Here is a 13155-nt window from a genome sequence, read left to right as displayed (position 1 = left end):
AAATTAATGAAAATGCTTAGTGACATATCCCCTTTTTGTGTTATACTATTATTGGGATTGGAGATAAATAGTATAACGCATTCAAGGGGGATAACATATTATGACTCGTGTGGCAATTAATGGATTTGGACGTATTGGGAGAATGGTATTTCGTCAAGCAATAAAAGAAAGCGCATTCGAAATTGTAGCAATCAATGCAAGCTATCCATCTGAAACGTTAGCACACTTAATTAAATATGATACAGTTCATGGCAAGTTTGACGGAACAGTAGAAGCATTTGAAGATCACTTATTAGTTGATGGAAAAATGATTCGCCTTTTAAACAACCGCGATCCAAAGGAATTGCCTTGGACAGATTTAGGTGTTGAAGTTGTAATTGAAGCAACTGGTAAATTTAATTCAAAAGAAAAAGCAATTCTTCACGTTGAAGCTGGAGCGAAAAAAGTTATTTTAACAGCGCCTGGTAAAAATGAAGATGTAACAATTGTAGTTGGTGTGAACGAAGACCAATTAGATATTACAAAACATACTGTTATTTCAAATGCATCTTGTACAACAAATTGTTTAGCGCCTGTTGTGAAGGTGTTAGATGAGCAGTTTGGAATTGAAAACGGTTTAATGACGACAGTTCACGCTTATACAAATGACCAAAAAAATATTGATAACCCACATAAAGATTTAAGAAGAGCACGTGCTTGCGGACAATCAATCATTCCGACAACGACAGGTGCTGCGAAAGCGCTAGCAAAAGTTCTTCCACATTTAAACGGAAAACTTCATGGTATGGCACTTCGTGTACCAACACCAAACGTGTCTCTTGTTGATTTAGTAGTAGATGTAAAACGCGATGTGACAGTTGAAGCTATTAACGATGCATTCAAAACTGTTGCAAACGGTGCGTTAAAAGGTATTGTAGAATTCAGCGAAGAGCCTTTAGTATCTATCGACTTTAATACAAATACACACTCAGCTATTATCGATGGTTTATCTACAATGGTAATGGGTGATCGTAAAGTGAAAGTACTTGCTTGGTATGATAACGAGTGGGGCTACTCTCGTCGTGTTGTAGATCTTGTAACGTTAGTTGTTCAAGAGTTAGCGAAACAAGAAAATGTGCAACACATTTAAGTGAATAAGGGAGGAGAGGGCAAGGCAATATTTGCCCTCTTTTTTTAATTTTTTCTGAAAAGGAAAAAAATTATATAAGTATATTTTAAAAAGTGGACATACCACGAAACGTTGTGATTACTGCATTTGTGAATCGTTTATTTTTTTTAGGGAAAAGTAAAGAGGAAAATATGACAGAAAATCGAAAAAACTGTTGTTGCAAAATGAAAATAAACAAAGTATACTAACACTCGTAAACTTAAGAGCTGAGGTACGTAGTCACTACTTAAAGGGTTAGGACCTCTCTGGACTAACTTTCCCCCGTGGTAGTGGAGCAAGCCAAATTGCAAATTAGTTTTCAATTCGAACAGTTAGAATAAATTTACAAGGGGGAACTGTAGAATGGATACTATGGATACGATGGGTCGTCACGTGATCGCTGAACTTTGGGATTGCGATTTCGACAAGCTTAATGACATGCCGTATATTGAACAATTATTTGTGGATGCAGCACTAAGAGCTGGTGCTGAAGTGCGTGAGGTTGCTTTCCATAAATTTGCACCACAAGGTGTAAGTGGAGTAGTAATTATCTCAGAATCACATTTAACAATTCATAGCTTTCCGGAGCACGGTTACGCAAGTATTGATGTTTATACTTGTGGGGATCGTATTGATCCAAATGTTGCTGCAGAATATATTGCAGAGGGTTTAAACGCGAAAACGCGTGAGAGCATCGAGCTTCCTCGAGGCACTGGTAGCTTCGAAATTAAGCAGAGAGAAACAAAAGCTCTTTAAAAAAGAACATAATTGATTTAAAATGTAAAGAGGTGTATAATGCACCTCTTTTTTAGTTTATAAAAAAGGGAAAATATAACGTACTCGTTAGTTGAATAAATTGGACTCTTGCAAATGAGGTAGTGCCCTATATACCATCTTATTTTTAAGGATGAGATGATAAAGTGATGCGCTGGAACTTAAAGTGGTAAGAGAGTTAGAATGAGTTATATAATATTGTATATATATTTTAGGTGAAGTGAGTAGAGAAAAATAAAGAGTATAGTGTAAAGGAGTGAATGAATTGCGTTGTCCATCCTGTTCTCATAATGGTACAAGAGTGTTAGATTCGCGTCCGGTAGACGAGGGGCGCTCTATTCGAAGAAGGAGAGAGTGTGAAAGCTGCTTAAGTCGCTTTACGACCTTTGAAAGGGTAGAAGAGTCACCTCTTATCGTTGTAAAAAAAGAAGGCACACGAGAAGAGTTTAATAAAGAAAAGATTTTACGCGGTTTAATTAAAGCGTGTGAAAAAAGACCAGTATCTTTAAGACAATTAGAAGAAGTAACACAAAGCGTGGAACGTGAACTGCGTAATTTAGGTATATCAGAAGTGAAAAGTGATATGATTGGTGAAATTGTTATGGAAGAACTTCGCGATATTGATGATGTTGCTTACGTACGTTTTGCTTCTGTATATCGTCAATTTAAAGATTTAAATGTATTTATTGAAGAATTAAAAGATATACTGCAAAAAGAAAGAGAGTAGATTATTCTCTTTACATACCGTAAGTAATAGGATAAGAGAGCTAGAAGCGCAAGCTAATAGCTCTTTTTCACTAAGAATTTATATAATGAAGATAGAACGAATGAAGTAGAGGATAGATTGGATGAGAGAAAGGAAAAGCAAGAATGGAAAAACAGTCATGGATGGAGCTATTGCCGATTGATCGTTATAAAGTAAGTGCAAAAGGACTACTGCACAATTACGACCGAAAAGTGTTAACGATGTTGTATCAGCCGTTAATAGGTAGTAGAGCTTTTAGCTTATACATGACACTATGGGGAGAGCTTGAGCAAGATCGTGTATTTGGAAAAGAGAATACGCATCATTCCCTTATGGTGACTATGCAAATGCAACTTCCTGAAGTATATGAGGAACGAGTAAAGTTAGAGGCAATTGGGCTTTTGAAGGTATATATTAAGAAAGAAAAAGATATTCGAATGTTCATATATGAGTTGCAACCACCTTTATCTCCGAAGCAGTTTTTTGATGATATTGTTTTAAGTATCTTTTTATACAATCGATTGAGCAGGACAAAATATAATCAAGTAAAGCAATATTTCTTAGAAGAAGAATTTGATTTTGCTTCTTATGAAAATGTTACGCGTTCTTTCAATGATGTGTTTGGTTCGTTTAATCCAGGACAGCTTGAGCATGCGCAAGAAGACCTTCGTATTCCAAAAACGACAACTATGCCAAGTAACGAGAAGGGAGACGCTCCGAAAGTTTGGAATGATTTCTTTGATTTCTCTTTATTTATAGATGGATTGTCCGCTCTTGTTCCTAAAAAGGCGATTACAGATCAAGTGAGAGACTGCGTTATAACACTTGCTTACGTGTATGGTGTAGATGTGTTATCGATGCAAAATATCGTTCTTGGTGCAGTGACAGAGATGCAAACAATTGATATGGAGAGGCTTAGAAAAGGAGCGCGCGATTGGTATCAATTTGAAAATGGTCAAGCATTACCGGTATTAAGTGAAAGAGTACAGCCTCATGCTGCACGTACGATGAAAGAGAAAGAGCCTTCATCGCAAGAGGAGATGCTAATAAAGCAACTAGAGGAAATCTCACCAAAACAACTATTGAAAGAGATTTCTGGTGGTGCAGAGGCAACGAAAGCGGACTTGCAGATCGTTGAAGATGTCATGATTAATCAAAAATTGACACCAGGAGTTGTGAATGTACTTATTTATTACGTTATGCTACGCTCAGATATGAAACTTGCGAAAACGTATGTCGAGAAGATTGCTGGGCATTGGGCACGTAAAAAGGTCGGTACAGTAGCGGACGCGATGGCGTTAGCGAAAGAAGAGAACCGTCAGTATCAAGAGTGGGCTGAGACGAAGAAAAAAGGCCGTACGGCGAAGAAAACGGTGCGGAAAGAAATGGTGCCAGATTGGCTTAAGGAAGAAGAGCCGAAAGAACAAGAGAAAGAAACAGAGAAGAAAGATGTAAGTGTAGAAAAAGATGCAAGTACGCTAGAAGATGAAAGAAAACGACTAGAAGAAGTGTTAAAAAAATATAAGCGTGATTAATAGAAGAGAATGAACGCTCTTTGAGGTGAGAAAATGGAGCATATTCAAAATTCATTTGCAAAATTAATGGAAAATGAAAACTTTAAAAATAGATATGAAGTATTAAAGGCAGAAGTAATGGCGCATCCGCGTGTGAAAGAATTTATAGACGAACATAAGGGTGAAGTAACGACTTCTATGATTGAGCGCAGTCTTGTTAAGTTATATGAATATATTGGACAAAGTGTAGGTTGCGTGGATTGTCCGGATTTAGGCTCATGTAAAAATATGCTACAAGGGTACGAGCCAAAGCTTGTTATTCAAGGGAAGATGATTGATATTCAATACGATCGCTGCGTTAGAAAAGTAGCGTATGACGAGAGAAAGAAATATGAAAAACTTGTTCAAAGTGTATATATGCCAACGGATATTTTACAGGCAACTATGGAAAACTTAGATCCTTCTGATTTAAATGCACGTATCGATGCGATTGGTGCAGCGAATGAATTTTTAAGTACATATGAACCAGGTAAAAAAGCACAAGGTTTATATTTGTACGGTAAATTTGGTGTAGGAAAAACGTATTTGTTAGGAGCAATAGCGAACGAGCTTGCTCGAAAGAAAATAAGTTCGATGCTCGTATACTTCCCGGAATTTTTACGTGAAATTAAAAGTTCAATTCAAGATAATTCGATTGGTGAGAAGATTGATGCGGTTAAACGCGTACAAGTTTTAATGTTAGATGATATTGGGGCAGAAGCGATGTCAAGCTTTGTCCGTGACGATGTACTCGGTGCAATCTTACAATTCCGTATGTTAGAAAACTTACCGACGTTCTTTACGTCTAATTTTGATTTTAAACAACTGGAACACCATTTAACGTATACGCAGCGTGGCGAGGCTGAAGAAATGAAGGCAGCACGTATTATGGAACGAATTAAATATTTAGCGAAACCAATTCCGATTGGTGGGAAAAACCGTCGTCATAAGTAAAAGAGCAAGCTGAGAAGCTTGCTCTTTTGTATTATAGTGATATTTTCTTTTCAAATATGAGGTCGAAATATTCAGGTTGTCCAGAACTGCCAATCGTAGGGGCAACAATCTGTACGAACCTCCAGCCATTTCTAGCATGTTCTTGAATAATTTCTTGGTAGTCTTCAGCTGGTTTTGAGCGAGTGAACCCCCAATGTGGTTCGACTTTTACGAATTTATATTCAAACATTCGGATAACCCCTGTTATTGATAAGTAAAGTATACAATAAAAATTCATAGTAGCTTGTATCATTTTTTTCTCCCTCCCTTAATATATATAAAATTAGCAAGCCATATTGAGTGGATTTTCTAACGATAGGAAATGTAATTCTACTAAGAGTGAACTTCACGTGGAACGGACTCTTATAGGATTTGTAACGTATAGATACAGTCCTTTAGAGCGGGGATAAAAGGGGGGACAAAAGTGATTGAAATTTGCTTCGAAGAAAAAAATGATGCTATGCACGTATATAGACAATTGCTGAAAAGAGCGGAAGTGTTATATAAGGAAACGAGTGTGTATTTACAGGAACAAAAAGTGGTGATTCACATACCAGTACGTGAATCGAATTATATTGAAAAGATCTTATTGCCAGTAATGGTGTATTTCATTGTGAATGTGAAACAAAATGAGTGGATTTATACGATTTTAAAAGAAAAGTTTTTTTATGAAGAACAAGAAGAGTGTCATCAAATATTGCACATGGCACATGAGATTTTAAAGGGAAAAAGAAAAGGTGTAGCTCAGGATTTAACGCGTAACGCATTTGAGTCATATATTAAGTCTTCTTTAAATAATTGGCTTTGTGATCCGCTCTCATTCTCGTTTTCATCATATATCCGTTTTCGTCTTCGTACATATAGGGAAATGGTGGCTAAACTTGCGGAAGTGGCAATTGATGAATATAAGATGGAGCAAGAATACCAAATGTTCATTGAGACGCTTCGGCAACAAGTAAGTAGCCGTAAATCACGTTTGTCTTGCGTGCATCTTATTTTTGATGAAAGCTTTATCTTTTATGATGATAAAGGTAGACGTTTAAAACAGGAGAAGTTGGTCCAATATATAGATGAGGAATTATTAAAGCAAAATGATGTATATATTGATACGAAAGTAATTGCGCCGCTTCTTTCTATTTCGCCCAAAAAGATTTATTTATATACGAAAGAACAAGACCATAATATGATAATTACTTTGCGAAATGTGTTCCAAGAACGGGTCCAATTACATGGATTACATGATTTTGAGCGCAATGTGAAAAATTTAAAAAATAAAGGTAACGCCCTTGATTTTCTAAGTTTTTGAGCATATAATTACCTACATAAATGAAATATATTGAAATGTCATGATGAGGACATGAGTAGTTTTCTACGATTTTCAGAGAGGGAAGCCTTAGGGTGTGAGCTTCCTAGTACGGGATTATTACTTACCACCTCTAAACTTTAGCAGTGAACGGTTTTCTAGTAATTGCTAACGGACAACACCGTTATGTTGAACTTGAGCAATTAACAATTATGTTAATTGGAACAAGGGTGGAACCACGAATTCAACACTCGTCCCTTTTTACGGGATGAGTGTTTTTTATTTTGAGAAAAAGAGGAGTGACCAGTGATGGCAGATGTAGTTAAAATTACTTTCCCTGATGGAGCTGTGAAGGAGTTTCCAAAAGGCGTAACAACTGAAGAAATCGCAGCTTCTATTAGCCCAGGCTTAAAGAAAAAAGCTGTAGCTGGAAAATTAAACGATGAGATGATCGATCTTGTTACACCAATCGAAGAAGATGGTGCAGTTTCTATCATTACATTAGATTCTGAAGATGGCCTATATATTTTACGCCATTCAACAGCCCACCTTTTAGCACAAGCGTTAAAACGTTTATATAAAGATGTTAAGGTTGAGCTCGGCATTGGTCCAGTAATTGAAAATGGCTTCTACTACGATATTGATATGGAAGAAGCAATTACAGTTGAAGACTTCAAGAAAATCGAAAAAGAAATGCAAAAAATTGTGAACGAGAACTTAGAAATCGTTCGTCATGAAGTACCACGTGCAGAAGCAATTCGTCGCTTTGAAGAAATCGGCGATGAGTTAAAATTAGATTTAATTAACGATCTTCCAGAAGATGCAGTTATTTCAATCTATGAGCAAGGCGAATTCTTCGACCTTTGCCGTGGTGTTCACCTTCCATCTACAGGGAAAATTAAAGTATTTAAATTATTAAGCGTTGCGGGTGCTTACTGGCGCGGCGATAGCAATAATAAAATGCTACAACGTATTTACGGTACTGCATTTGTTAAGAAAGCGGAATTAGATGAGCACTTACGTATGCTTGAAGAAGCGAAAGAGCGCGATCACCGTAAATTAGGTAAAGAATTAAAACTATTTACTAATAGCCAAAAAGTAGGACAAGGTTTACCACTTTGGTTACCAAAGGGTGCAACAATTCGTCGTATTATCGAGCGTTATATCGTTGATAAAGAAGCAAGCTTAGGCTATGATCACGTATATACTCCAGTACTAGGAAGCAGAGAGCTTTATGAAACTTCTGGTCACTGGAACCACTACCGTGATGGCATGTTCCCATCAATGGAAATGGATAACGAAGAATTAGTTCTTCGTCCAATGAACTGTCCTCATCATATGATGGTTTATAAAAATGATATTCACAGCTACCGTGAATTACCAATCCGTATTGCGGAACTTGGAACAATGCACCGTTATGAAATGTCAGGTGCGTTATCTGGATTACAACGTGTACGCGGAATGACTTTAAACGATGCGCATATTTTCGTTCGTCCAGATCAAATTAAAGAAGAGTTAAAACGTGTTGTAAACTTAACTCTAGAAGTGTACAAAGATTTCGGTTTAGAGAACTACTCATTCCGTCTATCTTACCGCGACCCAGCAGATACTAAAAAGTATTATGCGGATGATGAGATGTGGGAAAAAGCACAAGGTATGTTAAAAGAAGCTATGGATGAAATGGGTCTTGATTACTATGAAGCTGAAGGTGAAGCGGCATTCTACGGTCCAAAACTTGACGTTCAAGTTCGTACTGCTCTTGGAAAAGACGAAACACTTTCAACTGTACAATTAGACTTCTTGCTTCCAGAACGCTTTGAATTATCATACGTTGGTGAAGACGGTAAACAACATCGTCCAGTTGTAATTCACCGTGGTGTTGTATCAACTATGGAACGTTTTGTAGCCTTCTTAATTGAAGAATACAAAGGTGCATTCCCAACATGGTTAGCTCCAGTTCAAGTACAAGTAATTCCAGTTTCTCCGCAAGTACATTTAGACTATGCGAAGAAAGTACAAGACGAATTGCGTCGTGCTGGTATCCGTGTTGAATTAGACACTCGTGAAGAGAAAATCGGTTACAAAATCCGTGAAGCACAAATGCAAAAAATTCCGTACATGCTTGTAGTAGGTGACAATGAAGTAACTGAAAACGGCGTAAACGTACGTAAATATGGTGAACAAAAATCAGAAACAATCGCATTAGATGCTTTTGTTGACATGATTAAAGTAGAAGGAAAACGATAAGAAAAAGCCGCGGTATACCGCGGCTTTTTTATGTAATATACTTGAGAAAAATTAGAAAAAATAACCATGTAACACTTATCATAAAAAAGTATTGCAAGTATGTTAGTTGTTTGTTACAATATTTCTTGTTGTTAGTAAAACACATCGCGTCTTCTTGACAGACGTCATGTCCTATGATAAACTCATCAAGGATAATAGAATATTGTTTTGTGGAACAAGTAGAAGCACCCGCTTCTCACCTGATGGACGCATTCGCAGTTAACAGGTAAATGTATTTCTTACTTAAGATTTTACAAGTGTGGGTGTCGTATGCCCGCACTTTTTTTGTTCGGGTTCTATGACTACAAAATATGTTCTGAGAAAACCTTGGAGGTGGCTTACTATTAGCAAGGATATGATGATTAACGAGCAAATTCGTGCACGTGAAGTACGTTTAGTTGGCGCAAATGGCGATCAACTTGGAATCAAGTCTCGTAATGACGCTTTAGACTTAGCTGCAAATCTTAATCTTGATTTAGTATTAGTTGCTCCAAATGCGAAACCGCCAGTATGCCGCATTATGGACTACGGTAAATTCCGCTTTGAGCAACAGAAGAAAGAAAAAGAGCAGCGCAAAAATCAAAAAGTAATTAGCATGAAAGAAGTTCGTTTAAGTCCAACAATTGATGAACACGACTTTAACACAAAACTTCGTAATGCTATCAAGTTTTTAGAGAAAGGCGACAAGGTTAAAGCGTCAATTCGCTTTAAAGGACGTGCCATTACTCATAAAGAAATCGGTCAACGTGTTTTAGATCGCTTCTCAGAAGCTTGTGCTGAAGTTAGTACAGTTGAATCTAAGCCTAAAATGGAAGGACGCAGTATGTTCTTAGTTTTAGCACCGAAAAACGATAAGTAATAGATAGAGGAGGAAATACCTATGCCTAAACAAAAAACTCATCGCGGCGCTGCAAAGCGTTTCAAAAAGACTGGATCAGGTAAACTGAAACGTTCTCACGCTTACACAAGCCATTTATTCGCTAACAAATCTACAAAAGCTAAACGTAAACTACGTAAAGCTGGTGTAGTAAGCGCTGGTGACTTCAAACGCATTCGTCAAATGCTTGACAACTTAAAATAAGTTCGGCTGATATATAGAACAATTAGGAGGTAATATTATGCCAAGAGTAAAAGGTGGTACAGTTACTCGTCAACGTCGTAAAAAAGTAATTAAATTAGCAAAAGGTTACTACGGTTCAAAAAATACATTATTCAAGGTTGCTAACCAACAGGTTATGAAATCTCTAATGTATGCATTCCGTGACCGCCGTCAAAAGAAACGTGACTTCCGTAAATTATGGATTACACGTATCAACGCAGCAGCTCGTATGAATGGTCTTTCTTACAGCCGCTTAATGCACGGTCTTAAAAATGCTGGCATCGAAGTTAACCGCAAGATGCTTGCTGACTTAGCTGTTCATGACGAAAAAGCTTTCGCTGAATTAGCAACAGTTGCAAAAAACAACATTAACTAATTAATTAGTTGAAACCTTAGAAGAATTTTCTTCTAAGGTTTTTTTATTTGTATTCAAATAGAAGTTAGAAGTGAAAGAAATTATAAAGATTAACGGCTATGTTGTTATCAATATGACAAAATCAATATAAAAGTTATAGCAGTATAGAAGAATATACATATGAAGTCAGGAGAATACTCCTGGCTTTTTTCAATTCTGCCCGTTTGGAAAGAAGAGTATCTTTCCTAGGTGAAACGACACTGCTATAATGGAAAGATGATATGGAACTTTCATCAGATGAACAATTTAAGAGCGATGACTGAAACGTATTTGTAAATTAAGGACAAGCTATTTTATAAAGAGTTAGATAGCTGACTTATTCATAAGAACTGAAACATAATAATGAACTTTGAGATGAAACAACATTGTTGCGTAAAATGCGATGTTGGAGGAGGACAATAGAATGGACTTACTACAACTATTTAAATTACAAAAAGAATTAGATGACCGTATTGCAAAAGAACATGACTTACAACCGAAAAAATTATTAAAAGAAAAAATGTTAGCTCTTCTTGTAGAAATTGGAGAACTTGCAAATGAAACACGTTGTTTTAAATATTGGAGCAACAAACCAGCATCAGAACGTGAAGTAATATTAGAAGAATACGTAGATGGTTTGCATTTTATTTTATCAATCGGAATTGATTTAGGTATTGATAAAAACTTCCTATTCTATAAATGTGCACAGACGAATAAAACACAAGTGGAAATTTTCTTAGACACATATGCGAAAGTAATTCGTTTTACAGATCAACCATCTATTACAAATTATATTGAATTATTTACGAGCTATCTTCGACTTGGACAAGCACTTGAATTTGAACAAGAAGAGATTGAAAAAGCATATTTAGATAAAAATGAAGTAAATCATCAGCGTCAAACACAAGGATACTAATTTAATTTTTGAATATTTCAATTTAATTATTGTATAATGAATTGACTGAAGAAAAAGGAGGGTGTTGGCAATGACAAAATTAGACGCGACATTGACAATGCTAAAAGAATTAACAGATGCACGTGGTATTGCTGGTAACGAGCGTGAACCACGTGAAGTAATGAAGAAATATATCGAGCCGTTTGCGGACGAACTTTCTACTGATAATTTAGGGAGTTTAGTTGCGAAAAAAGTAGGGGAAGAAAACGGCCCGAAAATTATGGTTGCAGGTCATTTAGATGAAGTTGGATTTATGATTACACAAATCGATGACAAAGGTTTCCTTCGCTTCCAAACGGTTGGTGGCTGGTGGTCACAAGTTATGCTTGCGCAACGCGTGACGATTGTAACGCGTAAAGGAGATGTAACAGGTGTAATTGGTTCAAAACCACCGCACATTTTACCTCCAGAAGCTCGTAAAAAGCCAGTTGAAATTAAAGACATGTTCATCGATATCGGTGCTTCTAGCCAAGAAGAAGCGATGGAGTGGGGCGTACGACCAGGAGATCAAGTTGTACCTTACTTTGAATTCCAAGTGATGAAGAATGAAAAAATGTTACTTGCAAAAGCATGGGATAACCGAATCGGTTGTGCAATTGCAATTGACGTATTAAAACAATTAAAAGATGAAAAGCATCCAAACGTTGTATATGGCGTTGGAACTGTACAAGAAGAAGTTGGTCTTCGTGGCGCAAAAACATCTGCGAATTATATTAAACCAGATATCGCGTTCGCAGTAGATGTTGGTATCGCTGGAGATACACCGGGTGTAACGTCAAAAGAAGCACAAAGTAAAATGGGCGATGGACCACAAATCATTTTATATGATGCTTCTGTTATTGGACATACAGGTTTACGTGATTTCGTAGTTGATGTTGCTGATGAATTACAAATCCCGTATCAATATGATTCAGTAGCAGGCGGAGGAACGGATGCGGGTGCGATTCACATTGCTGTAAATGGTATTCCTTCTATGGCAATTACAATTGCAACGCGCTATATCCATTCTCATGCGGCAATGTTACATCGTGATGATTATGAAAATGCAGTGAAGTTAATTGTAGAAGTTATTAAACGTCTTGATAAAGAGGCTGTACATAACATTACATTTAATTAATAGAAAAAGCGAAGGAGCTTCTCCTTCGCTTTTTTATGTTTTAAAAAGGCCGTTCTAATCCCGCTGCAGTATGAGCACCTAAAATAATTAAACGAGTTAATTGCATCGCCATAAAATGTGGGGTATATATCATTCCTTTTTTTAACCATGACATAATCATTCCGATGTGAGCCCCTGTCACATAACTAATCAAAATATCACGAGGAACCATAAGATCTTCATCATCTGGTTGTGAAATAGACAAGCTTAATGTTAAATGCACTTGTATTGTTTTCATCATTTTATAAGAGTAGTTTCCGGCAGCTTTATCCCCAAGCATAACGTTATAAAAGTTTACATTTTCTGCGATATGTTCGAATAAAGCCAAAAATGTAGGATGAGGTGAATCAAATGTAAGTTGAAAATCTTCTTTATTTCTATTTTTCGGTTTAATTACTTCTGCTAGCTTCTCTAACATTTCTTCAATGCTTTTGTCTAATAGGTCATATTTATCATGGTAATGGCTATAAAATGTAGCGCGATTTACAGGAGCGCGTTCTGCGATATGTTGAACAGTTACATTTTCAAAGCCTTTTTCGCCTACTAAAGCGACAAAAGCATCCTGAATGAGTTGTCTCGTTCGCTTTACACGTGGATCATTTGTATTTTTAATAGACATTTTCCTTCTCCTCGTTTAATTTTCTATACTTAAACAACATATTGGTATTATATTGTTGTTTAAGCAACATTTCATACGTAAATTGTCGGTTGTAGATTCAAAATAATTATTTATAATTATAAACGATAGTC

14 protein-coding genes and 2 other annotated features are annotated in these 13155 nt (G+C 36.5%); of the genes, 12 read left to right on the top strand and 2 right to left on the bottom strand.

Annotated features, from left to right (window positions below):
* Positions 1-100: 100 nt before the first annotated feature.
* From NST90_RS21665 to dnaI, 5 genes are all read left to right on the top strand, one after another.
* Positions 101-1129 carry a glyceraldehyde-3-phosphate dehydrogenase gene (locus NST90_RS21665; protein ID WP_000198975.1) on the top strand — a complete coding sequence of 343 codons (1029 nt, stop codon included), beginning with the start codon at positions 101-103 and terminating at the stop codon, positions 1127-1129.
* A 390-nt stretch (positions 1130-1519) separates the two neighbouring features.
* Positions 1520-1903: an adenosylmethionine decarboxylase gene (gene speD / locus NST90_RS21660; protein ID WP_002003660.1), complete on the top strand. Its 384-nt coding sequence runs from the start codon at positions 1520-1522 to the stop codon at positions 1901-1903.
* Between the two features lie 283 nt (positions 1904-2186).
* A complete protein-coding gene (gene nrdR, locus NST90_RS21655) occupies positions 2187-2648 on the top strand; it encodes a transcriptional regulator NrdR (RefSeq protein WP_001203687.1) in 462 nt (153 codons plus the stop codon).
* A gap of 143 nt (positions 2649-2791) precedes the next feature.
* Positions 2792-4201 (top strand): DnaD domain protein, encoded by a 1410-nt coding sequence (locus NST90_RS21650; protein WP_000415048.1) that lies wholly within the window; start codon positions 2792-2794, stop codon positions 4199-4201.
* A gap of 33 nt (positions 4202-4234) precedes the next feature.
* The gene (dnaI, locus tag NST90_RS21645; protein WP_000400106.1) at positions 4235-5173 is read left to right on the top strand and encodes a primosomal protein DnaI; all 939 of its coding nucleotides are present in this window, start codon (positions 4235-4237) and stop codon (positions 5171-5173) included.
* Positions 5174-5204: 31 nt separating this feature from the next.
* On the opposite strand, the gene NST90_RS21640 is transcribed toward dnaI, so the two are convergent.
* Positions 5205-5402, bottom strand: coding sequence for a DUF4177 domain-containing protein (locus NST90_RS21640; RefSeq protein WP_002024924.1), 198 nt, complete (start codon positions 5400-5402; stop codon positions 5205-5207).
* Between the two features lie 234 nt (positions 5403-5636).
* Here NST90_RS21640 and ytxC point away from each other — a divergent pair, with 234 nt between their 5' ends.
* From ytxC to NST90_RS21605, 7 genes are all read left to right on the top strand, one after another.
* Positions 5637-6518, top strand: coding sequence for a putative sporulation protein YtxC (gene ytxC, locus NST90_RS21635; protein WP_000569625.1), 882 nt, complete (start codon positions 5637-5639; stop codon positions 6516-6518).
* A 31-nt stretch (positions 6519-6549) separates the two neighbouring features.
* Positions 6550-6777 (top strand) — a binding site (T-box leader).
* A gap of 47 nt (positions 6778-6824) precedes the next feature.
* On the top strand, positions 6825-8762 hold the full coding sequence (gene thrS, locus NST90_RS21630; protein ID WP_000786083.1) for a threonine--tRNA ligase: 1938 nt from the start codon (positions 6825-6827) through the stop codon (positions 8760-8762).
* Positions 8763-8972: 210 nt separating this feature from the next.
* Positions 8973-9093, top strand: a sequence feature (ribosomal protein L20 leader region).
* A 63-nt stretch (positions 9094-9156) separates the two neighbouring features.
* Positions 9157-9660 (top strand): translation initiation factor IF-3, encoded by a 504-nt coding sequence (gene infC, locus NST90_RS21625; RefSeq protein WP_000973215.1) that lies wholly within the window; start codon positions 9157-9159, stop codon positions 9658-9660.
* A 21-nt stretch (positions 9661-9681) separates the two neighbouring features.
* Positions 9682-9882 (top strand): 50S ribosomal protein L35, encoded by a 201-nt coding sequence (rpmI, locus tag NST90_RS21620; protein WP_001125945.1) that lies wholly within the window; start codon positions 9682-9684, stop codon positions 9880-9882.
* Positions 9883-9919: 37 nt separating this feature from the next.
* Entirely contained in the window at positions 9920-10276 is a 357-nt protein-coding gene (gene rplT, locus NST90_RS21615) for a 50S ribosomal protein L20 (RefSeq protein ID WP_001138362.1), read from the top strand.
* Between the two features lie 442 nt (positions 10277-10718).
* Positions 10719-11210: a dUTP diphosphatase gene (locus NST90_RS21610; RefSeq protein ID WP_000365050.1), complete on the top strand. Its 492-nt coding sequence runs from the start codon at positions 10719-10721 to the stop codon at positions 11208-11210.
* Between the two features lie 70 nt (positions 11211-11280).
* Complete coding sequence (locus NST90_RS21605; RefSeq protein ID WP_000163555.1) at positions 11281-12366, top strand: M42 family metallopeptidase; 1086 nt, start codon at positions 11281-11283, stop codon at positions 12364-12366.
* A gap of 40 nt (positions 12367-12406) precedes the next feature.
* Here the strand turns inward: NST90_RS21605 and NST90_RS21600 are convergent, their stop codons facing one another.
* The gene (locus NST90_RS21600; RefSeq protein ID WP_000023660.1) at positions 12407-13024 is read right to left on the bottom strand and encodes a TetR/AcrR family transcriptional regulator C-terminal domain-containing protein; all 618 of its coding nucleotides are present in this window, start codon (positions 13022-13024) and stop codon (positions 12407-12409) included.
* Positions 13025-13155: the final 131 nt, after the last annotated feature.

Origin of the sequence: Bacillus sp. FSL E2-8900, assembly GCF_037966225.1 — a bacterium.
GTDB classification, from domain to species: domain Bacteria; phylum Bacillota; class Bacilli; order Bacillales; family Bacillaceae_G; genus Bacillus_A; species Bacillus_A cereus.
Note: the sequence above shows the minus strand (reverse complement) of the source record. Positions and strands in the feature narration are given on the sequence as shown.